Origin of the sequence: Leptospira sanjuanensis, assembly GCF_022267325.1 — a bacterium.
Classification (GTDB): Bacteria; Spirochaetota; Leptospiria; order Leptospirales; family Leptospiraceae; genus Leptospira; species Leptospira sanjuanensis.
In genome coordinates, this window is record NZ_JAIZBG010000001.1 from 628,883 (window position 1) to 651,879 (window position 22,997).

Sequence of the window (22,997 nt, forward strand, 5' to 3'; positions counted from 1 at the left end):
GCAATCACGGAATTTGCGGGAAGAACGTTCCGTCATTCGACTTCCCGGAAAAATTCTTCCGTTCGTTTTTTGATTTTCAAGCGGTTACTCGAAGAAAATAATACCTAAAACCGGAATCCACCGGGAGTAACCTCATGAATGACCATCTCGCATACGTCTCCGACAATCGCTCCGTACGAAACCCGTTCCTCCAATTCTTAGCGGAAAAATGGTATACGATTCTTTATCTCTGGCACGCGATCATCGGAATCTTTACGAAATTGGAAGATTCTCCCGAAGGAGATAAGCGTCCGGTCGTTCTCGTTTCGGGGTTTTTAGGTAGAACCCTCTCTTGGGAACCGATGCTCAAACATCTTTCCGCAAACGGTCATCCTGTTTACGTTGTTCCTCTCGGGTTTCAAGTCGGGAACATTCGAACCAAAAGCAGGATTCTCGAAAACTATCTGATCGAAAAGGACATTAAGGACTGCTACATCGTAGCTCATTCGATGGGCGGGCTGATTTCCGCAGGTCTTACGTATAAAGGAAGAGACCGCGTTAAGAAGATCTTTATCGCCGGAACTCCCGTTCGCGGAACGTATCTCGCGTACGCGGCTCCTATGTTCATTTGCTGCTGGCAGATGATGCCGAATTCGAAATTCATTCGGGAAGTCGGCGACGTTTTCGAGAAGCTGCCTAACGTGCAATCCGTTTTTACGAAGAAGGATCAGATTATTCTTCCTTCCGAAAATTCTCGCTTGGGTCATTTCGACGACGTGGAACTTCCCGAAGCGGGTCATCTCAATTTGTTTATGGGACCGTTGGGAATCGAGTGTTTGTTCGATCTCATCACCGCCGAGGAGAATAAGGATCCGAAGCCGGTCGTTAGAAAAGTGGAGTCGGTCAAACAGGAAAGCGGTTCCGTAAAACAAGGTTTAGGCGACCGAGGTTCGTCGAACGTTTCCCAATCCTCTTCTCCAAAGCCCGGATCTTCCAAATCTGCAAAACAAGCTCCTAAGAAAAAAGCGCATGCGAAGAAGTCGGTTTCTTTGGCTTCGAAAGTCTCTAAACCCGTTGCAAAGAAAAAAGTTCCGGTTAAAAAGAAGAAACGTTAATACGAAACGAAATGTCAGGTTTTATAAACCTGACATTTCCCCAAAAAACAAAAAAGCCGCCTTTGATTTTACGATCGATCTGTCTCAACCTGCTCATTAAAAATTTGCGGAGACATTCTATTTGGTTCGTTCTACGAAGTTTGTGCATTGTAAAAGTTTTTCCTCATTCGAGAAACCTTTATTTCGACCTGTAAAATTTTTGACTTATTTATCTTCTTCCGAAACAATGGATTTAGTCTTTGCTCTAAAAATATTATACTTTTTAGGCGGGACGAATGGATTGAGAGTTGCGTATCAAATATGCAAACATGTAAGAACCTGAATGTAAGATCAAGGTCTTACTATTACGCTTTACATCTCGAATAAGATCATGCCATCCGGTTTCTTGGATCCTATCGTATTTCTAAATTTGACTGCAGTGCTTTTTTTTATTTCTCTCGGGCTTTATGTGGCTTATCCAAAACCACGTAAAGCCGTTCAGATTCACTTTAGCCTTTTGACTTCCTGTTTGGGTTTATGGTTTTTATCTTTTATTATAAGGCCTTTTACGCCTCATGCCTATTTTGTACCTTTGATTAATTTGGGTTTTGCGATCAGTGTGCCGGCTCCTTTTTTGATTTTCCTCATTTCCGAATCGTATCATAGGAAGCCGAACCGTTATATACTTTATCCTCATATTGCTTTAGTGACTTATTTTTTTTATAAAGGCGCGACCTTTCAAGTTCTGACAATGGTCTCGAAAGAAGGCGAGCCTTTGCGTTTTCATTTTTCTTGGGTTTACGTTGCCGTAATAGTGCACGCGTTAGTCGCTTCTACGATTGCGATCGGGCGGTTCGGAATTCGGGCCAGGACGACTCGAGGTAAAACAAGAACGGCTTCTATTTTGATGCTCTTGGGGTTAATTCCTCCCTTAATTTCCATAGCGTTGATATGGTATAACCCAACGATGAAAGCCGTTTTTTCACGTGGTCAAGCCGCGATCGGCTGTATTATCGGAATATTAATTTGGTCCATCGCGATTCTAAATTGCAACGGATTTAGGATCCCCGCCTTTAGCTTAATTGAACCTAAGCTTCCTTGGTTTCATAGATTCACTAAACCCGTATTTATAACTATGATGAAAATTTTTGATCCCGAATATTATTCCGAACAGGAATTAAAGCGAAAGAGAAAGATCGCATTGCAGATTCTCATCCACAACAACGAACTTTCCAAAGATCATCAATTGACGGCGAAGGATCGCGCTCTGATTTTAGCCAGGGTGTATGCCAATCATTTACGATAATGAATTGGTCTTAGTGTCTTTATCGGTTAGGCTTTCGATCAATCTGTAAGCGATTTCTAATTCTCTTTTGGAAAGGGTTGTTAGAATTTCGATGATATCCTGAAGTTTTCTATTGGACGCGATTTTTCTGAGAAGTGCGACTTCAGTGTCGATGCTGGCAATTTTTGCCTGAAGTCCTTTGTGCGAAACTTTGGATGGCATCTCTCCTCTTAGAATCCATTCACGCCTATAACCATGAACCATTTCTATAGTGATTGCAGCATCCTCCGGAACTGGAAATCTCCCGCTAAGCCAGCCGCTAATCGTTTGTTTAGACTTACCGATGGTAAAACCAAATTCCCGTTGATTCCCTTTGAACTTGGAAATGATGATTTTTAGTCGTTCTTTTTGTTGGTTCAAAATAAGTCCGAAAGTAATACTTTTTTATTGACAATAGTATTAAAATAATACTTATATCATGCCAGAAGGGTTTCAATATTTCTATATAATCAAAAAACCGGCCAAAAAGCAACCTAAAAGATATACTTTTTTATTTCGGCTTTTTTGCATCCATACTTGTTGTCATTACCAGCAAGGAGAAAGGGTTTAGTCGGCAGAGGAAACGGAGAAGTTGATTCCACTACAAGTTTTATGCGATCGACGGTTCATTATTTTCTCTCGATGATTCACTTTTTTTTAGTTATTGATACTTCCTCGTTCATTCCACCCGCAAGCCCTTGCAAAATGCGATTTGAAAGTTAAAGAGATGGAATCGCAAATTTAAGATAATGCAATCTATGCAAAACCAAATTGCGAAAAAATATTCGGATCTTCCGATAAAAGCGAAAATCAACAATCAAAAGTAAAACAGTTTCAAGAGTTAAATTAGTGAATCCAAATATTCTGATCCCCATTTTCACCGGCCTATTGCATTTGCTTTTAGGCGTTTACGTCTTTCGATTAAAGCCAAGACAAAGAACTCAATCTATATTTCTCGTTTTTAATTCGTTCATGTTCGTTTGGCTACTCATTCAAGGTTTAAGAATTCTTCTTCCTCTTGAATATAGGAGTTATGCACTGAATATTACCTTTCTGCCCATGGCTTTTTCACCGTTTACTTTATACATTCTTTGTGCAAAGATCGGGCAGCCGGATAAGAAGATTCCCGCTTGGATCTTGATCTTAGGGTTTTTGGGATTGAGCTATTTTACGTACGCTTGTCTCTTTCATGAGATGGCTGAACTGAAGAATCCTCAGTATTTCGTTTTCGATTTTAATTTAAATTATCACGCTCTTGTGGTTTTTTGCTCGTTTTGGATGCTTTTATCGATTTACGCCGTTCTTCGTAAAATGATCGTTCAGCGCGGCGACTTTAAGGTGAGATTGTTTTTGGTTTTGCTTGGGGCTATCCTCGCTATGCCGATTACAATGGTGTTCGTTTATTTTCTACCTTTGATGGGGATATTTAAACCCTATCTTTCTTCGATCGGATTGGTTGTTGCTTCCGTTTTATGGGCGGTCGCAATTTTACACTATGATGCTTTTGAAATTAAGGCGGGGGTTTATACGGGTGTTGATCTACCTTTGATCAACCGAGTCGCTTCGAGCGGTTTTCTAAAGCTAATGGAGAAATTGGATCCGATGAGATTCATACAGAAGAGTTCAAAGGAAAAGGAAGAAATCACGAAACAAATCCTGATCCAAGACTACAACCTTGCTGTCAATACGGGTGAGCTGTCCGTCGAAAAGAGGGCTAAAATACTTTCAAAAAAATTCGGAAAGTATTTTAGGTAGAACCGCTTGCCTTACTTTTGGCGACGGCTTGGATCATCTGATAAATTAAATTTCTTGTATCGGGCGGAACGTGTTTAAAGAAAGCAATGAGGATTTCTTCCGCCTTATCGTTCGATATTTTATTCCAAAGGAAATCCCGTTTTTTCATTTTTTCCACCGTTTCAGAGCTATCTTCGGTGGCATTTTTTACTTCGGGATAACCTTTGCCTTTGGTAAGCCAAAGCCCGGAGATATGATGAATCGACTCTATTTCGGCGGCGATTTTATCCAAAAGCGGCCGTTTATCGTTGCAGATATAGCTGATGTAGTTTTGCGATTTTCCAATCGAAATCGCAAAATCTTCATCATTCATCGCTAAGATGTTTTTGATCGCATAGCGAAGCCTTTTTCCGGGCGTGGAAAAATCGATGCTTTCTAATGGAATTGTGATTATTTTATTTGACATATATCACAAAATGAAACAGGATCTCCATGGTAAGTATTTTTATTTCGGAATTCAGAAATATGATTTTTATAAATATACTTTAAATTTGCAATTTAAAAAGAAGTTATAAAAAAATAACAGTAATTTTTAAATCAAACAAAATATTAAGAATTTTGAAATTGATTCTCCGGTTTTTATCAATCTGTAACCGAGGGATTCATTAGATAATTGGAAGAGCATTATATCGCGGAAGCACAAATTCAAAATGTTGAAATGGTATGATTATTATGAACTTGAACATGCTTTAGGGACTTTGCCCGCTCTTGCAAATAGCATTCAACAAGCAATTTCCTGGAGAAGTCATAATAAAAAACCTCCGAAAGAGCTTAGATTAGAAATTTTCCTACGCAGATTGATTCTTAAAAAACGAATTTTGCAACGTAAATATGATTGGACTCGACGAGAGCTAAAGCTCGTATTTTCCGAAAAAATGAATCTACAAGCAAAGCTTTTAGAAAAAGAAATGCGGTTAGGGATCGTCGAACGCGAAAATTTATATATCAAAGATGAGTTGGAGCGGTTGCGTGGTCAGGTGGATAATAATTTTAAAGAAAACGGAAGACATTGAATAAATTGTTGAATTTCTTAAATACGTTGTCAAAAAAGGCGATTTAAGTTCGTTACGTAAGTTGTAATTGTAATTAAAGGCAAAGAATTTTGAAGTATTATTCGGTAATATGCGTATTATTGCTCTTTGGCGGAATTTCATTTCATGAGTTGAGGGCAACTTCCGTCATTACCGAAGCGTCATTTGAATCTTATGATCAACAGAATCTTTCTGCTCAAAAATCAACTACTTTTGAGCACAATGTGGCGATGGAAGCCCGGATCGCTCGAAAAGGCTGGCAGGAAGAACATTTTCGGAATATTCAGTATCGGGAACAGTCCGCTCTTTCTGTCTTGGATTTTAGATTCGAGGATGATTTAAGATCGATTGCATTTGTTCGATCTTCCATTTTCAACATTCTTTCGCATGAATTGTTTCGAACGAATCTCCCATATTGGGAGCCCTATCAATCTTCTTGGTTAAAACGATTTTTGTTTTTCGATGTTTTACTACCGGAAGAAGATAAGGACTTGATTTTCAAATTTGTAATCTCCAAATCAAAGCGAAATTATCTTTCATTTCAAGTAGCATATCTAAGTGATCCGCTCTCATTCTTGTTGGGGTCGGAATTACCCATCCTCCGTTTTTCTTTTTCTCAATCAATCAATCGAAAACTGATGCGTTACTATGCGATTCGTTCGGATGGTCCGCCTCATCATTCTTTTAAGCAGGTGTTTGTATGAAGTTCATTTCTTCTTCTCGTTCCAGAGTCGTCTCCGATTCTTTTCAGCTTAATTCGTCTCTTTACATTGCCAATCGACGCTTCCGCTTTTGGGAACGATTCTCTTCGGCGGTTTTAATCCTCACCTTCTTAGTTACGTTTTCCGAGTTTTCCTCGCTCGGTGCGCAATCGACTCCTCAACTGAACTCGACACGAGCGTTCAGCGGCGCGGATCTTCAACCGTATGTGGATTCAGCGCGGTTGCAAACGGATCAATCTTCCTTTATGAACATTCTAAACGGTGGAGAACAAACGGTGGAAGCCGCTTGGGAAGCGCAAGTGAACGCGGAGATCGACGCGATCGTCAATTCCGTTACGACGAGCGATGCGGTGAACGACGTTTCGGTTTACCAACAAGCGGTCCGTGCTCAGTTGGAACTTCAAAAACAACAAGCAAAGAGTCAATGGCTTGCGGATGCGGCCGCCTTTGTGCAAACGGAACTACAATCGTTTTTGAATGTTCTTTCGCAGAATACTTCGAACAACGTCACTTCTTCGAATACGACCGCCGTGAATACGGTGGACCCTACGGTTCAATCGACGACGGCGGCTCCCGCGGCTCAGGAAGTTTCGCCCGCTCAAGCGGCTCAGAGTTACTATCAAGGAGTTCAGGCTTGGGATACGAAGTGGCAGAATTTACTCGCACAACAATCGGCTTGGGAGCAGAATTCTTTGAATGGAATTCAGGAGGGAATTCTTCAGTGGGATACCGCGATTTCCGGTTTAGAAAACGATAAATTAGCGTATTTGAATGGAATCGAACAAACCAAGACGCAGTGGCTTGCAAACAAGCAGCTGATTCAGGACGCTCAGAACGGAGTTCGAACCGGTCTTCATAATACAATCCTTTCCATTCGCGCTCAGGAAAACCTGTTGAAGTCGAGCGCCTCGAGCGATCCAAGTTTGAATGCAGTGTTTGAAGAGATGGACTCTCTGCTGGATACTCTTCAAAACGCTTTAGATTCGAACGCATCTCTCGGAACTCTCGCCGAGGCGCTCGGCACTTTTTTCCAAAATCAGATTTCGAACGCAAGCGCGAAAGCCGACTATTGGAACATTCAGAAGTGGCAGGAAACATACGCGACACAAACGTTCGATTTTTCTAAAGAAGTGGGAACGGCGAATTTGAGTTGCGATCATACATCCGGAAGCGGATCAAACTGGTGTTTCGGACAACCTGCAGGTTCTCAAGCTGTGACGTACGGAGTCGACGGGAACGTTTACGGTTGGGCGGCGACAAGCGGGGGATTTCAGAGCGTGTTAGTCAGCAATCCCGCGGTTTCGAACAACAGCAGCGCGTCTCGTAGCGAGGGTCATGATGTTATAGAGTGTAATGGTATAGAAATAGCAGGGAATACTTGTACTGGGCACAGGGCTATACAAATACCGGCGAATACTGTGGAAATGCGCCGCTTTTTTGTGGATACAATAAAAGATGGCAGGTCGACAATACATATTCCCTTTCCGTCGGAGAATCGTTTAACCTACAACAGATTGCGAACAACAACGCGATCCGCAATTCCATATTCGGAAGTTTTAATGTAGATTTTGCTCAGTCTTCGCAGGCAGGGAACGCGGTAAGCGGATCGAATTCCGTTTTGGAAACAAAGGTATATTTGGGAGGAACGGCTCTCGATTCCTCCAATTGGTATAGCGCACTCGGAACGAACAATCAGGTTCAGATTCAGACGAAATACAAATACATCGATAGTGCGATGCAAGCGAATCAGAATTTTTGGGCGAATCTTTCCTCTCAATTCACGAACATTTCCACCACATTTTTAAGCCTTGTAAATCCTCTGAAAGATTGGGAAGCGCGATCGGCTCAATACGAAACCGAATACGAAGCGAAGCTCGTGGAGCTGGAACAAACAAAACAAAGTACGATTCAGAATTACGATCAGCAAATCGCACAGATGAAGGCGGCACGCGGGAACTGGGTCACCGACGTTTACGGATTTCAGATCGCGGGCATTGAGGGAAGCGCGGATAATGCAAGCAGCCAATTCAGAAGCGGACAAGAAACTTGGGCCGACACGATTTCGATTTTTCAACAAGCGGAATTGAACTGGTATCTCGCGGCAAAAGACAGCATGAGCTCGGCGATTTCCGGGTCGAACGGAGAGGCTCAGTTCCAATCCAATGCGATCGTTCTTGCGGGCCAGCTTCAGAACCAAATCACGAGTTCGGAAACAAATACCACCAATCTTTACAACGCTGCGAATTCCTTAGTGGATTCGTATCAATATTCCGCTGCGGGAAATCTCATACAGCAAGCGCTTGTCAATCAGCAAAACCAAACGACTTGGAACCAACAAGGGGCCAATCTTTCGCAGAGCATCGCGGATTCTTTCGGTAGAAGCGAAGCTTACAAAACCGCAGAATTGAATGCGAGCAACCGGATCAACGCGCTTGCACAAACAATCTATGGAAGCGGCGCCTACATCGTAGACAATACCGAAATCAATTCAATTGCGAATCAAGCGAGCGGTTATTCACAAAACCAAACGTTTTGGCAGGATGAAATCAACGGAACCAACGGCGGTTTTAACTTTAACGGCAGAACGAATCTAAGTCAGACGAAGATCACGCAGTTTACAGAATTTAGAGACGACATCGCTTTAGCTACAACCTTACAGACGGAAGTCGTGGATGAAGAACGCGATTTTTTGAAACAAGCGGGCGAATATTTCGAGAAATCGGAACGGTTTCAGGAACTTTCGGAAAAAGCAAAGAGTGAAGGGAAATTCGACGAATCCTCGTATTACATGACCGCGGCTTTGCGCGAAAAGAACAACGCTCTCGGATTTTTAAAGAAAAAATACCATACACTCGGAGACGAGATCACCGATTCCGTGAGCGAACGAGGATTGAATCATACGAGAGAATCCTTTCTGAATTACAGGGACAGCCTGCTTAACAAGAACTTTCAGTCGAGCGCACAACTCACCAAACAGATCCAAGACGGTAAAAACACGGTCGAGGGTATTCTTTCCGAGGGAGCGAGTTACAATCAAATCCAAGGAATGTTGCAAACAGCGCAGAGTCTGAATCAACAAGGTAGCGAAAGCAGAGAAAAGATTGAAAAACTTTTAGAGGAATCTCAAGAATTAGCAAATCGTGATATATCCGGCGGGCTTTTGGATGGGCTGCAAGAGATGATTGCGGCAATTCAAGGGAATCTTCCGCAAACGATCAGCTCGAACGCGGTCACGCAGGCGATTCTCGCACAAGAGAAGGAACTCGCGGAAAAACAAGAAAAAGCGGACGAGCTACTTTCTCACATGAATTCGCTTGTGACGAATAACAACGATTTGGCGGCATTGCAAACGCTGCTGCAAGGCGGCGGTCAGGCGATGAATCTCGCGGCCAATAGCGCCGTCTCGAAATATTTGGACGATTATTCCAAAAAGCTTCAAAAAGATAACGAGGAACGTAGCGCAAACCTGCAGAAGACATTGCTTGATGCTTTGCAGAACGGAGAATCCTACAAATATCTGAGAGATTCCGGGTATGAGTTCCGAGTAGACGGCGACGGCATCAGCGCGTATCGCCAGATTTACAGCGGAGAGATCGTGATCGACGGAAACGCGATGACGAAGGGAAGTTATTCTCCCGAATTAGAATATCAATATATTCGAATTCAAACGAAGTTTAATCCGGGGAACCTAAGCGTGGATATGTTGGATCCGAACGGATCCTTCAACGCGCAGGCGGTAGCCAACCTCAAAGCATATATCGACGATCTTCAAAAGAACGTCGAAACCATGTTCGCACAATTCAGCGACAAAACGCAGGAAGTAAAAGGAGAATATACACAGAATCAGGAGATTCAAACCGAACAAGAGAAACAATACGCTGAAAATCGGGACAGCATATTGTCGATGTTCCAAGGTTTGGAGCCGAATTTTAAACAAACGTTCCAACCGACGATGACCGGTTTGAAAGACTATCATCAGGAAGCTTCTAAATACAGTTTTGAGGAAGGAACAATCTCCGCAAGAGGAAACGTTTTTCAGAGATTGAGCGGGGAGATGTTCGGAGGGATTCTTACCGGCAACGGAGCATATACGGGAAGCCGCGAACTCAAAGGTACGGTGAACATCAAAGGGATTCCCGTGGAGATCAGCTACGGTTCTCAAGACTTGATCGTAGTATCGGGATTTCAAATTGAGAACTTGGGTTACAACTTCAAGCTGAAAGGAACGGGGACTAAATACGCGGGACAAGAACTCTCGAACGTAAACAACAAATATTCCCAATACCAAGAAGATATCGAAGCACGCATTGCCGCGAAAGCGAAGGCAAATGACGCGGAGAAAGAAAGCAAAGGCTTTATCTTTACCATCCTAAACGGAATGAACGGCGGAAGCGGAAGTATGGGCCAACGATTCACACAGGCCGTAAGGAGCGAAGCACAAAGCCGCATCACGGGAGCGGTTGCGGAAGCGACTGGACTTCCCGCTTCTTTCGTAGGGGCGCTTGTCGGCGGTGGAAGCATGAAGGACGCGGTGAAAGCGTTTGAGAAAGCTACGATCAACAGCGCGATCTCCAAAGCGACCGGACTTCCTGAATGGCTGATTTCAGGCCAGATGGACAAGATGAACAAGCCTAAGGAACAATGGTATCAAAGCCAAACGTTTCAGATGGTGACGACGGTCGCAGCGGTTGCAGCCGCTCCGTTTACCGGAGGAGCAAGTCTTGCCATCGCTATGGCGGTGAACGCGGGGCTTGGGGCGGCGACCGGAGCGGCCAGCGGAGGACTGAAAGGCGCATTAGTCGGAGCTGTCGGTGGAGCGGCAGGAGCAGCGGTCCGAAGCTTTACAGGAGGAGCTGTGACGGTCGGTCTTAGCTACTCGGCAGAGAATGGATTCGGAGCTTCGGTCGGAGTGGGATACGGCCCTGCGACTGTGAGTGTAGGAATCTCGGAACGAGGCGGAACGACGGTAGACTTAGGCTTAACCAAAGGCGGGTTTAACGCAGGACTCAGCTACAACAGCAAGACAGGAAGTACGAGTGTCAACGCTGGATTTACTTCCAAGAGCGGAACGGGATTGGCGCTCAGCTACAACGAAGGAGACGGATTCGGGGCGAGCTTAAGCAAAAGCTTCAGCAATGGAGTCAACGCAGGACTGAGCTGGAGTGAAAAAGCAGGAGTCGGAGGAAGCATCGGATACGAAGCACCGGGAGACAAAGACAAACCGAAAGATTCACTTGCTAACAAAATGCAAGGAGCCGGTGGAAGTTTAAGCTGGAATCAAAGAGACGGAGTATCGGCGTCGGTTACTGCATCCGGTGGAGTGACCGCAGGAAGCTGGAGTCAATCCGGAGGCTTTCAAGCAAACACGAACTTTCTAAATGACAAATGGAAGGCCGACTTTGTTTCCGGAAAGGCAAAAGAAGACGCAGATGCGCAGGCTGCTTCCAGAGGGGCTCAAAACAAAAACAACGCGGAATCTGGAGCCGCAGCTATCGCCGGTGCAGGAGTGGCGACTCAGAAACGAGAGGATGGAATCCTGGATCACATCTTGAACAAAGCGAGTGACGCGTTAGAAGGTGGATTGAATTGGGTTGGAAACAAGATTGACGGAGCGATCGACAGCATTGCCGGAGCGGCATCGAGTGCTTGGAATGGGGTCAAGGATGCGTTTGGTCCGGACAAGGTTGTGATGATGCCGATTGGAGCTGGTGGCGGGAATTTGAGCATGAAACCCCTGCACCATGAGAACGTAGGAGATGGCGCAGCATATGGAGCGTCAGGAAATGAAAGTGCATCAGATCGACACTTGAGAATTGGTGAAGATGCAATATCCAGTTACTTAGACAAACAAAGAAGTGAGAATCCGTATTTGAGGAAGGGCGTAATTGACGGAGTCAAATTCAATGAAGTTGATGTAAGCATGAATTCAAAGTATCATAAAAAGCTGATTAACATGGAGATAGAAGCAGGTGTTAGTGGCGGTAATTTGATCTTGAATAAAGAAACTGGAAAATTGTATTACAGAACAGAAGCAAAAGGAGCTGATAGTAAATTGATTCCAACGAATCCAAATGAAAGAGTGAAGTCTCCTTGGACTAAGGTTGAAATGCATACGGATAACCTCAACGGAATCATGTCCGGTGATTATCACGCTGCGAGGGGATCAGCTCAATCGGTTTGGGGTCCGGATGGCGGAACATTTAATATCTTGAAAGTGTCGAAAATGGACTTAGGCGGTAATGAAATTAAAACGCGAACTGTGATTAACGGAAAAGAAATTATCGAATATCACAGACATGTAATGAATGAAATGCCGGATGTGGCTTACAATGCTTTCAAAAACAAAACTCCATTGCCGTATGGAACTCCGATCGCATACACTGGGATTACTGGGAATATGGCAGTGTCGATCGACAATGACAAGAATAGTCCGAGATACGGAATGTTGTCTGCACCGGCATACCATAAGCACACAAAAGTCGATAACGCTGAAACACATACCGGTTTTATCAAAGGTGTGACGTTTGGTCCAGAAGTGAGACAATCCCAGGGATTACCTGCTTTTGACTATACAAGCTATTACAAGGGTAAAGTAATAGATTTATTAACTGGAGGGAAAAAATGAAAACGAGTTTGATTTTAATTATATGTTTGGCGGGGGCTATGGGAGTTTTTGCAGAAAAAAGTCTGAAAGAAAAAGCATACGAGTATTACAGTTCCATCAGTCCTGACTTTAAAAAGTATGAAGCAAAATTAGAGCCTGAGAAGTTTGATAACTTAGGAATGAAGGAAATGACAGATGAAGGAATGCAATATCTTATTGTGTTTCCAAATTTGCAAACATTGAATTTAGAAGATTCTAAAGTTACAGATGAAGGATTGAAACAGATTTCTGCACTACCAAAGTTGGATGATTTAACTTTGGGACGAACTAAAATTACGAACAAAGGAATTGAATACATTTCTAAAAGTACATCAATAAAAACCCTTTACTTATATGAAATTGAAGCGATCGATGATGGATGCATTCCTCATTTGTTGAAAATGAAACAACTGAAAACGTTAGAGCTGTCCGGTACGCATTTTTCCGCACAAGGACTGAAAAAACTGAGAAAAGGATTAAAGGCCAATGTGTCGACCAGTGAGTGATTTTGTTTTACAACTGCGAAAGCGATCGTAGCGGAAATACTGCAATGCAATATGTTTTTAAACATTCTTACTTTGGAATATACGGAAAGACTGAAATGTTGCATTGCAGATTGAAGCGGAGAGCGCGGTTTCTCGGAGCGAAAGCGGAGAGAAATTCGCCAAGAGCATCCGTCGGAGTGGGATACGGCCCTGCGACTGTAAGTGTAGGAATCTCGGAACGAGGCGGAACGACGGTAGACTTAGGCTTAACCAAAGGCGGGTTTAACGCAGGACTCAGCTACAACAGCAAGACAGGAAGTACGAGTGTCAACGCTGGATTTACTTCCAAGAGCGGAACGGGATTGGCGCTCAGCTACAATGAAGGAGACGGATTCGGGGCGAGCTTAAGCAAAAGTTTCAGCAATGGAGTCAACGCAGGACTGAGTTGGAGTGAAAAAGCAGGAGTCGGAGGAAGCATCGGATACGAAGCGCCGGGAGACAAAGACAAACCGAAAGATTCACTTGCTAACAAAATGCAAGGAGCCGGTGGAAGTTTAAGCTGGAATCAAAGAGACGGAGTATCGGCGTCGGTTACTGCATCCGGTGGAGTGACCGCAGGAAGCTGGAGTCAATCCGGAGGCTTTCAAGCAAACACGAACTTTCTAAATGACAAATGGAAGGCCGACTTTGTTTCCAAACAAGGTGAGATTGAAGAACTTCAATCGCAAGGTTTGAGTAAGGAACAGGCGACAGCGATTCTGGATGCAGAAGCGAAAGCAGAATCGAAGGCCGCTCAAAACAAAAATAACGCTGAACAAGGTGCAGCGACGATTGCTGGTGCAGGGGTGAGAAGAGAGAATGAAAGCATCCTTGACCACGTTTTGAACTCAGCGAAAGGTGCGTTGGGTGATGCTTGGGATGGTGCTAAGAATGCTCTTGGTTTTGGCCCAGACAAGGTTGTGATGATGCCGGCAATGGGTGGATATGGGGCGACTGGAGACAACAGTTATGTTCAGACTCGAACAATTTCTGAATCCTATGGACCAAATGGGGACGCGCCTCGATATGGAATTGATGGTCCAGAAAATAAATCCATGCTAAGTACTGCTTCCGATTGGTTTAAAACGACTGTATTGGGTAACAAACCGCAAGATTTTGATTCAGCGCTTACATTAATGCGAAGTGGTAGTGCAGATGCAAGACAGGCGGCTGGTGAATGGCTAAATGCAAACGTTGGTAAGATTTCCAAAGCTCAAGATGCTGAAATGCAAATACAATTGCATAATTTAGGAGGTTTGTCATTGTCAAAGTCACAATACGATGAACACATGAAAACTTTATACAAAGACGGTTTGAACTCCTTTGAAAATCAGAAATTGGGTAGAGAATCCTTCCATGTAACAGCGTATGAAAAGGAGACGTTAAGACAAACCTTTGGCTCCATGGTAGATGAAGTATCGGTGCATCAAAAACCAGGAGTATTATTAGGATTAGTGAATGATTTGAAAAATCGAATCATGGGTATACCCGGTGAGAATGCACTTCAAGTTGGCAATTCTATTTATGCTAATGGTTTAACAAAGGTTGATTATAAGCCGGCTAGCGAAATTAGATACGGTTTTGAAAAAAGGGCTCAAGTCTTGAGTCATGAGTATTTTCATGTGTATCAGGACCAGAATAGTAGTACTCATACTTTGAGAGGGATTAGCGATTGGGTCCATGCCGGTTTTGATCATAATACAACCTATAACGGAACTTTGAGCACTGAAAATTATAAAACTTATGAAAAATTAGGAGTATCGGATTTATTAGGAAATCCCAACATGAAATATTACAATGAGGAACGAGTCTACAATGAGCAGAATGCAGATCAATTTTCAAATCAGTTTAAGGAAAATATTTTTAAAAAATATAGCCATTGAATAAGGTGTAATAGATATGAAACGATTAAAGCTTTCGATTCTTATTTTTTGCCTTTTAAATTTGTCGTGCTTCTTTGGTATTTCGGATGGAAATTATGCACCGGAAATCGATTTAACATTAGAATATCAGGGTAAAGATTTGATCTTTCATTTTCATCCATCAAAAGGGAAAGAGACAGGTATTGATGGAATAATTCTTTATGGGGATGAAAAAACTTATTGGGAGATTTTTCTTTCGTTGAATCGATATACAGGCTATAATATAAAATATGGAGAATTGCATCCTAATGATTATCAACATAAAACTCACATTGGACCTTTAGCATTAATCAATGGAAAAAAATACAAAATGTATGTTAATCAAAAAGGAAATATGAATTCTGATTGTTTTCGATTTTATTACGATCCTGAAAATAAATATGGAAAAAAAGATTTCGTAGAAAAATGCGAGTCTCTAAATCCGTGAAACTATATTGAGCCTCGCAAAAACTAACCTTGCGGATATTTTTCTAATATAACGAAACTCTGATTTGATATTGACTTAGTTTTAATCTCAAATCGGGGTTTTGGATTCTGAAATCGCATTCCAAAAGTCGAATTTCACGATCTTTGAATCAATTTTCGGAAACGAAAGAAAAGTCAGGACGTGAGCCAGCGAACTCGTTTTCAAGACGAGTTTTCAAAACGCTCACAACGGAAACGTTAGGCAACGTTTTCGTAATGATAAGTATGGTAAAGCCCGCCGAGAACGGGAGTGGAAATGAGTTTTCCTTTTCCGTCTTTCGGCGGTTTTAAAATCGGAGAAGGAACCGGTGAATCCTTGTTCAACGCAAGATGTGTGCGATGATGATTGTAAAAGTGGATAAACTCTTCCAATTTCTTTTCCAAATGATATTGATTGATCGGAATAAAGAAATTCAAGAACTCATTTCTACAAGTCTTTACCCAACGTTCTGCATAGCAGTTTTGCCAAGGAGATCGAATCGAAGTCTTTTTGTGTTTGATACCGATCCGTTCTAAATAATCGGAAAATTTCTTTCCAAACAGAGAATCGTTGTCAGACAAGAAATATTGAATCCTCTTCCCCGATCTTGTTTGTTTTCGAATCGCACACTTCAAGACTCGTTTCATCCAATTTGTAGTCGGCTTTGTATGAATATCAAAGTGAAGGATTTCTCTTGTTCCAACATGTAAAAAGAAAACGACACGAAAGATCTCTTTAAAATTGGCTGTCATAGGGACAAAAGAAAATAATCAAGTAGCTAAGGTTTCCAATGATTCTAAAAGCCCGGGACACGTAGCTATCAAACCTGGTGAAATCGGTTATTCAATTTTGAATTTTTCTGCCGTCTTGGGTGTTGGCCCGAATTTGACTAAAACGGAAATAACAGATCATACTGGTAGAACCACTGTTTCTTGGGACGCCGGAATTTCTTTTGGCTTAGGTGGTGGTATTTCATATTCTGAGGGTAAGGTAGATGGACTAGCACAAAATATTAAATCGAAAGATTTTTCGTTCGATTTAGGAATGAATGTTGGTTTAGGCGTAGCTTCGGTAGATTTTAATTTTTATAATCGTTCTAAGGTTTCTGCATCTTTAGGGGGGGCAAAAGCGCTTCCTACTATACCTGGTAAGATAGGAGTAACAGTAACTCCAGGATCAGGCCAAGGATATCCACAATGGACAATAAGTAAATGGGACAAGAAAATTCAGAATGAAAATGAATAAAAAATACATTCAATATTTTGCATTTTTAATTATCATAGTAGCAGGGCATTACTCTCTTTTTAATTGTTCAAAGGTAATATTACCTAAGAATTCTAAAGTGATTTCCTATGTAATTTGGGACAAAGAGACGCCAGAATTGTTTGATCTTACGTTAGATTACTCTTTTCAGAAAAACTTATCCGTATCTAACATTACATTGTATGAAATTGAAAAAGGAAACTCTCCTAATTTTGAAAAATCACTTACGGAATTTTCTGAATGTGCGTTTGGGCTTATCCCAAGGAATAGAGGAGATTTTTCATTAAACGATGCTCCGTTGGTTGTTATGTTAGTCGAAAATCCAATTGATCATTCTCGTTATACTTTTTTGATCGGTTTACAAAATTTAGAATCAAAAGTCGTGTTCATACGCAGAACTAAAATACATTCAAAAGGAGTGAATTATGTTGAATATGAAAACGAGGGGTGTTATCAAGATAAAAATGGATATCAAGGATATATCCAACTAATTCAAGGAGACAAGGCTCTAAAACGGAATATATCGCTATTCGAAATCTTTAAAGAATATCAAGATCTCGAAAACATTCATTCAGACAAATACCCGGACCTTCATTGGCGTTTATTATTTATTAGTTTTGCATTTTTCGGTGGTGTCGGTTCAATGCTAATTCTTTTAATGTTACCTGATCGTACTAGAAATATCCCAAGAAAAAAGAAATTAATTATCGCCATAGCATATGGAACATTTTGTTTAATTATATCAGCATCGCTCTTATTATAGTATGTGAGGAGCACATTCCAAGTGAAAAATAGGCATCCGGTTCACTATAGTTAACCGACATGAAACTTTTAAGACACTTTCTTTTAAGTGGGGTAACTACATTTAGGACGTTCGCTTATTAAGTCGCAGTCTGTTCAGTATTCGCCTGTTCCGACAATTTACTCAATGCAAGAATCATCATATTCACAAGGACAGCTGCAAAAAAATTAAAGAATTGAGATAGATGATCGATTCTTGTAAAGGCATATTTAAAAATAAGAAAAAGTGGAACAAGGGAAATTAAGATATAATAAGAGACTTCAGGTTTTCTAAATAAAAGAAATAGAAAAAAGGGAATTATACATAAAAGTAGTAATCCCCAAGAAAACGTATCCGCCCCTATCGTCATGCTATAACTATTACCCATTGAAAATTCGAGAATTGAAATTAAATTATTTATTATATTAAAATCTCGATAAATAAGAAATCGAAAAAGAAATAAATTTAGAAGCAGGAATAGAGCAAAAATCATTATTTTTTTCCATTGCTTTTTCAAGAGGCTTGATATAAATAAAGGAAAAAAATAGCCGAACATTGCCACGAAATAACTTCCTATAAAATATCCAAGGACTCCGATAAACAAGGCTGACAAAATAAAAAAATACTTTTCATCTTTGAATACAAATTTGTCGAGAATTAATAGATTACTCACCAAAAGAAAGGGGATGAACCTTATTTCGCTTGCATTCACTATCCAAGTGCATAACAAAATTTGCATCAAAGCGATCAATAAATTAGGTTTATTGATCCTTAACAGAACAATACTGAAAGAAGAAAGGATAAAAAAGAAAAGAAAGCTGTTCCAAAATAAAGTTGAGATCATTATGTTAGAACCGATTGGCAAGGGGACAACTAAGAACCCTAATGGGCCATAGGAGAAAAATATCTGCGTTCGTGCATACTCTAAATTTGCGAAATATTTATTTATTGCAATTACATAAGATTCATCCAATCCGGACTGTATTGGAGCGCCGATTCGATGTATTGAGAACAAATAAATAATGACAGACAACAGAAAGATCAACGTATATCGAATCTTTTTTTTAAGATCGTGTCGTTCTATAATTTTTTGCATATTTGTTCCCATTGATATCGAAATCCCTTAAACATCTTTTTATCTTCCGTCATTAGCATAAAGGATTTTACTTTGTGTTCCATCTTAAGTATATTTTCGATATCTAAGGTATCGACATCTAACTTAGTGATTAGCGGGTTAATCCATATTCCGGATATTGAGTTTTTAGGCACCAATCTAAAGAATTTCTTTTCTGATCCGTTTATATTAAATAAAATTCCTTGTGCGTCCGATTTATATAAGAAATTCTTTAGATGACCTTTTATAGAGTATTTAAAATCGATCTTGACTCTCAATATACAATCCTTATCAACAATCGGCACGGGAATTTCCTCGTTGAATTTACCCGAAGAAATTTCCAATTTTTCTTCAAAAGCAGGTTTTGGAGTTCGATTCAAAGTGAGCGGATTATTTCTTAGCCGTAAAAGTATATGCGGATTTTTTTGAATTACCGGTTTGTAACTGGCTAAGATTCCGAATATGGAAATTGGCTCATCGTTAAAGATATACCTATTATCAATGCTTTCAATTCCGAATTCGGTGTTCCAAAGGATAAACTTCGGTTTGTCTACAGAATTCCAAAAAGCGTTATTCTGTAAATCGATCCAAGGTGTATAGGAAATATAAGACTGAAATGTGGGTCTCGATTTCCAATTTAGATGATGTTTTTCGATTTCCGAGAGTTCCCATGGGTAAGTGTCCACAGTGTTGTCTCCAATCAGGCTCAAAATTTCTTTATCCACGCTGACTTTGGATAAAGAGGAATTCGTTAACTGAGCAAGATGATTAGAATATTCTACGGGATTGAAAATATTCGAAATGCAACGTTTATATTCATGAACATTGGAATAACAAGGATTAGGAGATAATAAAGACAATGTAACGTTTTGCGTGTATCCGATCGATTGAAGAAAAGATTGACTGAAACAAAAGAATATTGCTAATAATGAAATCGCTGAAAGAACTGGGCTAAATATAAAAGGATTCGCCCTGGAGTTTAACAGTATCTTAGTTTTATTGAATATAGAAATTAAGTTTTGCATAATGACTTGTTGGTAAAAAGTTGCTAATCATCCCGTCAGACTAATTATACTATTTTTTTTGAACGCCTATGTTTTAGCATTAAAATTTCTTTGAAAGAATTTGAGAAGTTTATTTATTAAAGCCAGACAATATGAATCCTTTTGCGAGAATAATGCCATTTAAGTGAATCGTGCGTTACGATTGAAGCCCCTTTATTTTATGTTTACAGTTTCCTCTTTCTAACTGGGAGTTACCTTCAATGTTCAAATTATGAAACCGATCAATCGGCTACAAAATCGCATTCGAAAGTTGAATCGATGCCCCTATTTTTTACGAGACTCGATTGCTTTGAGTTCTTCCTATGGAACACCAATTCCCCCCAAAAACAAAAAAGCCGCCTTTGAAGGTTTCCCTTCCAAAGACGGCCGATACGATCGCATCGATCGAAACTGATGAATTCTTAAATTAGAATCTATCGCCTTTCGGTTTTGCGACGTTTACTTTCAGATTGCGGGTAAGAACGTTTTTTCCGTCCAAATCTTTGATCGCTTTGTCCGCTTCTTCCCTGTTCGACATTTCGACGAAACCGAAACCTTTGGATTTTCCGGAGTATTGGTCGGTGATGATTTTTACGGAATTTACCGCGCCGTGCGCTCTGAAAAGATCGCCTAACGTTCCTTCGTTGAGATCGTAAGAAAGATTTCCTACATAAATATTAACTGACATATGTTCCTCGTGTCGTTATAAATTAGATCAAGTTATCTTGATTTAAAAACAGCGTTTCCCCGAAAGGAAGTAGAAGAATTTTAGAGATGCAGGACTTAGAAAGAAGAGCAAACTTTAAGATAGGACTACGTTTAGAAGTTAGAAAATCGATTGAATAACTGGAGTTCTTTGTCAAGAATATCGGCTGAATTTGCTTTGGCAATACTAAATTTATCGCATACGTCGATCTAAAATGAAAACCGAAAGACTGATTCTACGAGAATGGGAAGAAAAAGATTTGGAACCGTTTTATCGAATGAGTTCGGATCCGACCGTGATGGAATATTTTCCCGCGCTTTTGACCCGCGAAGATTCGGAACGATTTGTCGAGAAGATGCGAGCCCATTTCGAAGAATTCGGATTCGGCCTTTGGATCGTCGAGACAAAAGGGACGGGAGAATGGGTCGGTTTTACCGGATTTTTAAACGTTTCCTTCCAAGCTTCCTTTACGCCCGCCGTGGAAATCGGCTGGAGATTGAATTCTTCTTTTTGGAATCGGGGTTTTGCGACCGAGGCCGCATCGGCTTGTTTGGAATACGGATTTACCCGTCTGCGATTTCCCAAGGTCGTTTCGTTTACTTCGATCCTAAACGTAAGGTCCCAAGCCGTGATGAAACGCATCGGTATGAAAGAAGTCGGCGTTTTTCAACATCCGAATCTTCCGACCGAACATATCCTTTCCAAACACGTTCTGTATCAGGCGTCCCGTTCCGAATGGGGAAACGCCGCAGTTCCGACCTTTTAACGGGAGAATTCTCCCGTTCCTCCCGGAAAGTGTGGGAACTCCTTCGTAATTTTTCCGAACGAACTCTGAATTTGTGGGAACTCCTTCAAAATTTCTTTTTACGTCCTGATTTTTTTCTTGCCAAACCTTCAATTATTGGCTAACGTTGTTCAGTAGTAAAGTGAACGCCGTTCGCTAAGGAGAAAACGATGGAAGTGAAAATGAATTCCGGTTCTTCACCTAAGGAAACTCTCGGATCCGTCCGTGAAACCTTGTCTGAAGGAACTTTTGCCAATCCCGCTTACAAAGGGATCGGTTACTTTTTGAGAGATCTATTTTTTTTCGGAGTGGCAATCGCTCTGCTTTGGCACATAGACACCTGGTATCTTCTTCCTTTCTTATGGTTTTTTGCGGGAATGACGATTGCCGCTTTGTTCGTCGTCGGTCACGACTGCGCGCACGAAGCCCTGTTCGAGAACAGATTTCTCCGGTATTGGATCGGACAAATCGCAATGCTTCCTTCTTTGCACGCCTACAATCAATGGGCTTACGGACACAACCGAATCCATCACGGTCATACGATCAAAAGACAAGGGGACTTCGTATGGCATCCGGCGACCGCGGAAGAATATGCAAAATTTGGAATATTCAAAAAGATGATGCACCGTTTTTTCTGGTCGGCTTGGGGAGGCGGTTTTTACTACATGATCGAAGTCTGGCTCAAAGGAATGGTTTTGTTTACGGCTCCTCTTAAGGAAGCGGGCCGGGACAAATGGATTATGCTTTCCTTTGCGTTTATCTCGTCCGGTCTCGTTTTTTATTTCGGCAGTTCGGCAAACGGTGTTTTCGACGCGGGTGCGGGTTTGTGGATGTTCACGAAAGTTTGTCTGGTTCCGTTCATCGCATGGAATTATTTTATGGGAATCACGGTTTACGTTCATCACATCCACTCCGAAATTCCCTGGAAGACAAAGGAAGAATGGACTCCTTTTTACGGACAAATGAAAGGAACCATCAACTATCATATTCACCCTGTGATGAATTTTTTCTTTCACAATATCTTCATTCACATGCCGCATCACGTTCACATGAAGATTCCTTTCTACAATCTCAAACGCGCTTTGAACGAGATCAAGGCGGTTTACGGGGATCACGTTCTGGAAAGAGACACGATCTTCGGAGATTATTTTAAATCGACGTCTCTTTGTAAGGTGATCGATTCCGAAACCGGAAAGTGGATGACGTATCGCGAAGCGAGAAACGTAGCGAACGATACGACCGGCGCGGACGATGAAGAGTTGGAGATTATTCCCGCATAACGTTAGATACGGCCGTAAACGGGGGACTCCTAAGTCCCCCGTTGATTTTTCCTTTTTTTAGCGAGATGATAGGTTAACGCCAAAGAGATACAGACGCTCAGTTCTTTGGAAGGAAGAGGGTCTTTCACGTTCAACCGAATCGCGCGATCCCCTTCGAAATCGAACTTTTTGGGAAAGAGTTCCCGAAAGGTGGAAACCAAATTCGTCTGACAATGAAAATAGATCGCATATCGATTTTCTTCCGCCGGAAGTCGATCGATTCGAATCGTACTTCCGCTCTTAGACTCCGACGTTAGATAACTCGGTTGTCCCCACTTCAAGGTCTCTTCGAGTTTTCCGACTTCCGCGATCGAGTCCGCCGTTTTATAGATCAAATCCCGAAGCGCCAATAATCGAATCCGAACAGGATCCGGATAATTGCGAAAAACTTCGGCCACGTTGGCATTTTTGAATGGGAGCGGTTTTTCCTTGGTCTTTTTGCGTGTTGAGGGCATACCGATTCTTCTAAGGAAATTTATTCCCGTATTTTTTTCCAGCAAGCCGTTTTT

At 41.4% G+C, this 22,997-nt stretch carries 20 protein-coding genes and 2 pseudogenes; 14 read left to right on the forward strand and 8 right to left on the reverse strand.

Annotation, left to right across the window (positions count from 1 at the left end; all coding sequences use genetic code 11):
- Window positions 1-134: 134 nt before the first annotated feature.
- Together LFX25_RS02960 and LFX25_RS02965 are read left to right on the forward strand one after the other, a co-directional pair.
- Window positions 135-1,094, forward strand: a complete 960-nt coding sequence (locus LFX25_RS02960; protein WP_238728816.1) for an esterase/lipase family protein — start codon at window positions 135-137, stop codon at window positions 1,092-1,094.
- A gap of 370 nt (window positions 1,095-1,464) precedes the next feature.
- A complete protein-coding gene (locus LFX25_RS02965; protein ID WP_238728818.1) occupies window positions 1,465-2,379 on the forward strand; it encodes an LIC10906 family membrane protein in 915 nt (304 codons plus the stop codon).
- On the opposite strand, the gene LFX25_RS02970 is transcribed toward LFX25_RS02965, so the two are convergent.
- Window positions 2,371-2,778: a transcriptional regulator gene (locus LFX25_RS02970; RefSeq protein WP_238728820.1), complete on the reverse strand. Its 408-nt coding sequence runs from the start codon at window positions 2,776-2,778 to the stop codon at window positions 2,371-2,373. The two genes, LFX25_RS02965 and LFX25_RS02970, sit on opposite strands and share 9 nt — an antisense overlap.
- A gap of 468 nt (window positions 2,779-3,246) precedes the next feature.
- Here LFX25_RS02970 and LFX25_RS02975 point away from each other — a divergent pair, with 468 nt between their 5' ends.
- A complete protein-coding gene (locus LFX25_RS02975) occupies window positions 3,247-4,152 on the forward strand; it encodes an LIC10906 family membrane protein (RefSeq protein ID WP_238728822.1) in 906 nt (301 codons plus the stop codon).
- On the opposite strand, the gene LFX25_RS02980 is transcribed toward LFX25_RS02975, so the two are convergent.
- Entirely contained in the window at window positions 4,145-4,597 is a 453-nt protein-coding gene (locus LFX25_RS02980; protein ID WP_238728823.1) for an XRE family transcriptional regulator, read from the reverse strand. The genes LFX25_RS02975 and LFX25_RS02980 overlap by 8 nt on opposite strands.
- Window positions 4,598-4,841: 244 nt before the next feature.
- Here LFX25_RS02980 and LFX25_RS02985 point away from each other — a divergent pair, with 244 nt between their 5' ends.
- The 7 genes from LFX25_RS02985 to LFX25_RS03015 all read left to right on the forward strand — a co-directional run bounded on the left by LFX25_RS02985 (window position 4,842) and on the right by LFX25_RS03015 (window position 15,460).
- Window positions 4,842-5,204, forward strand: a complete 363-nt coding sequence (locus LFX25_RS02985) for an LIC_10907 family protein (protein ID WP_238728829.1) — start codon at window positions 4,842-4,844, stop codon at window positions 5,202-5,204.
- An 89-nt stretch (window positions 5,205-5,293) separates the two neighbouring features.
- Window positions 5,294-5,926 (forward strand): hypothetical protein, encoded by a 633-nt coding sequence (locus LFX25_RS02990; protein WP_238728831.1) that lies wholly within the window; start codon window positions 5,294-5,296, stop codon window positions 5,924-5,926.
- The gene (locus tag LFX25_RS02995; RefSeq protein ID WP_238728833.1) at window positions 5,923-7,509 is read left to right on the forward strand and encodes a TIGR04388 family protein; all 1,587 of its coding nucleotides are present in this window, start codon (window positions 5,923-5,925) and stop codon (window positions 7,507-7,509) included. Before LFX25_RS02990 ends, LFX25_RS02995 begins: the two co-directional genes overlap by 4 nt.
- Before the next feature lie 170 nt (window positions 7,510-7,679).
- Window positions 7,680-12,569 carry a peptidase M23 gene (locus LFX25_RS03000; RefSeq protein ID WP_406600514.1) on the forward strand — a complete coding sequence of 1,630 codons (4,890 nt, stop codon included), beginning with the start codon at window positions 7,680-7,682 and terminating at the stop codon, window positions 12,567-12,569.
- Window positions 12,566-13,093: a leucine-rich repeat domain-containing protein gene (locus LFX25_RS03005; protein ID WP_238728834.1), complete on the forward strand. Its 528-nt coding sequence runs from the start codon at window positions 12,566-12,568 to the stop codon at window positions 13,091-13,093. Before LFX25_RS03000 ends, LFX25_RS03005 begins: the two co-directional genes overlap by 4 nt.
- A 44-nt stretch (window positions 13,094-13,137) precedes the next feature.
- Window positions 13,138-14,994 carry a hypothetical protein gene (locus tag LFX25_RS03010; protein WP_238728836.1) on the forward strand — a complete coding sequence of 619 codons (1,857 nt, stop codon included), beginning with the start codon at window positions 13,138-13,140 and terminating at the stop codon, window positions 14,992-14,994.
- A gap of 16 nt (window positions 14,995-15,010) precedes the next feature.
- Entirely contained in the window at window positions 15,011-15,460 is a 450-nt protein-coding gene (locus tag LFX25_RS03015; RefSeq protein ID WP_238728837.1) for a hypothetical protein, read from the forward strand.
- A gap of 236 nt (window positions 15,461-15,696) precedes the next feature.
- Here LFX25_RS03015 and LFX25_RS03020 read toward each other — a convergent pair.
- Window positions 15,697-16,230 (reverse strand): annotated as a pseudogene (locus LFX25_RS03020) (integrase core domain-containing protein); the annotation flags it as partial.
- On the opposite strand from LFX25_RS03020, the gene LFX25_RS03025 reads away from it, so the two are divergent.
- Together LFX25_RS03025 and LFX25_RS03030 are read left to right on the forward strand one after the other, a co-directional pair.
- The gene (locus LFX25_RS03025; protein WP_238728839.1) at window positions 16,220-16,723 is read left to right on the forward strand and encodes a hypothetical protein; all 504 of its coding nucleotides are present in this window, start codon (window positions 16,220-16,222) and stop codon (window positions 16,721-16,723) included. The pseudogene LFX25_RS03020 and the gene LFX25_RS03025 overlap by 11 nt on opposite strands.
- Window positions 16,716-17,504 carry a hypothetical protein gene (locus tag LFX25_RS03030; RefSeq protein WP_238728841.1) on the forward strand — a complete coding sequence of 263 codons (789 nt, stop codon included), beginning with the start codon at window positions 16,716-16,718 and terminating at the stop codon, window positions 17,502-17,504. Before LFX25_RS03025 ends, LFX25_RS03030 begins: the two co-directional genes overlap by 8 nt.
- A gap of 118 nt (window positions 17,505-17,622) precedes the next feature.
- On the opposite strand, the gene LFX25_RS03035 is transcribed toward LFX25_RS03030, so the two are convergent.
- The 4 genes and pseudogenes from LFX25_RS03035 to LFX25_RS03050 form a co-directional block, all read right to left on the reverse strand.
- Entirely contained in the window at window positions 17,623-18,618 is a 996-nt protein-coding gene (locus LFX25_RS03035; protein ID WP_238731488.1) for a hypothetical protein, read from the reverse strand.
- Window positions 18,603-19,361: a hypothetical protein gene (locus tag LFX25_RS03040; RefSeq protein WP_238728843.1), complete on the reverse strand. Its 759-nt coding sequence runs from the start codon at window positions 19,359-19,361 to the stop codon at window positions 18,603-18,605. Before LFX25_RS03040 ends, LFX25_RS03035 begins: the two co-directional genes overlap by 16 nt.
- A 745-nt stretch (window positions 19,362-20,106) precedes the next feature.
- Complete coding sequence (locus LFX25_RS03045; RefSeq protein ID WP_238728845.1) at window positions 20,107-20,367, reverse strand: RNA recognition motif domain-containing protein; 261 nt, start codon at window positions 20,365-20,367, stop codon at window positions 20,107-20,109.
- A 32-nt stretch (window positions 20,368-20,399) separates the two neighbouring features.
- Window positions 20,400-20,599: pseudogene (locus LFX25_RS03050) on the reverse strand (hypothetical protein); the annotation flags it as partial.
- Here LFX25_RS03050 and LFX25_RS03055 point away from each other — a divergent pair.
- Both LFX25_RS03055 and LFX25_RS03060 read left to right on the forward strand, forming a co-directional pair.
- On the forward strand, window positions 20,600-21,151 hold the full coding sequence (locus LFX25_RS03055) for a GNAT family N-acetyltransferase (RefSeq protein ID WP_238728847.1): 552 nt from the start codon (window positions 20,600-20,602) through the stop codon (window positions 21,149-21,151). It begins immediately after the preceding pseudogene.
- A gap of 188 nt (window positions 21,152-21,339) precedes the next feature.
- Window positions 21,340-22,449, forward strand: coding sequence for a fatty acid desaturase (locus tag LFX25_RS03060; RefSeq protein ID WP_238728849.1), 1,110 nt, complete (start codon window positions 21,340-21,342; stop codon window positions 22,447-22,449).
- 29 nt (window positions 22,450-22,478) lie between these two features.
- Here LFX25_RS03060 and LFX25_RS03065 read toward each other — a convergent pair whose 3' ends face one another.
- Window positions 22,479-22,943: a DUF1801 domain-containing protein gene (locus tag LFX25_RS03065; protein ID WP_238728851.1), complete on the reverse strand. Its 465-nt coding sequence runs from the start codon at window positions 22,941-22,943 to the stop codon at window positions 22,479-22,481.
- Window positions 22,944-22,997: the final 54 nt, after the last annotated feature.

Bases quoted from the DNA above. Each gene is read 5' to 3' on its own strand.
- LFX25_RS03065 (WP_238728851.1), bottom strand. From the start codon at position 22,943: ATGCCCTCAACACGCAAAAAGACCAAGGAAAAACCGCTCCCATTCAAA.
- LFX25_RS02980 (WP_238728823.1), bottom strand. From the start codon at position 4,597: ATGTCAAATAAAATAATCACAATTCCATTAGAAAGCATCGATTTTTCC.
- LFX25_RS02960 (WP_238728816.1), top strand. From the start codon at position 135: ATGAATGACCATCTCGCATACGTCTCCGACAATCGCTCCGTACGAAAC.
- LFX25_RS03045 (WP_238728845.1), bottom strand. From the start codon at position 20,367: ATGTCAGTTAATATTTATGTAGGAAATCTTTCTTACGATCTCAACGAA.
- LFX25_RS03005 (WP_238728834.1), top strand. From the start codon at position 12,566: ATGAAAACGAGTTTGATTTTAATTATATGTTTGGCGGGGGCTATGGGA.
- LFX25_RS02965 (WP_238728818.1), top strand. From the start codon at position 1,465: ATGCCATCCGGTTTCTTGGATCCTATCGTATTTCTAAATTTGACTGCA.
- LFX25_RS03060 (WP_238728849.1), top strand. From the start codon at position 21,340: ATGGAAGTGAAAATGAATTCCGGTTCTTCACCTAAGGAAACTCTCGGA.
- LFX25_RS02995 (WP_238728833.1), top strand. From the start codon at position 5,923: ATGAAGTTCATTTCTTCTTCTCGTTCCAGAGTCGTCTCCGATTCTTTT.
- LFX25_RS03055 (WP_238728847.1), top strand. From the start codon at position 20,600: ATGAAAACCGAAAGACTGATTCTACGAGAATGGGAAGAAAAAGATTTG.
- LFX25_RS03030 (WP_238728841.1), top strand. From the start codon at position 16,716: ATGAATAAAAAATACATTCAATATTTTGCATTTTTAATTATCATAGTA.
- LFX25_RS03015 (WP_238728837.1), top strand. From the start codon at position 15,011: ATGAAACGATTAAAGCTTTCGATTCTTATTTTTTGCCTTTTAAATTTG.
- LFX25_RS02985 (WP_238728829.1), top strand. From the start codon at position 4,842: ATGTTGAAATGGTATGATTATTATGAACTTGAACATGCTTTAGGGACT.
- LFX25_RS03000 (WP_406600514.1), top strand. From the start codon at position 7,680: ATGCAAGCGAATCAGAATTTTTGGGCGAATCTTTCCTCTCAATTCACG.
- LFX25_RS03010 (WP_238728836.1), top strand. From the start codon at position 13,138: ATGCAATATGTTTTTAAACATTCTTACTTTGGAATATACGGAAAGACT.
- LFX25_RS03035 (WP_238731488.1), bottom strand. From the start codon at position 18,618: ATGCAAAAAATTATAGAACGACACGATCTTAAAAAAAAGATTCGATAT.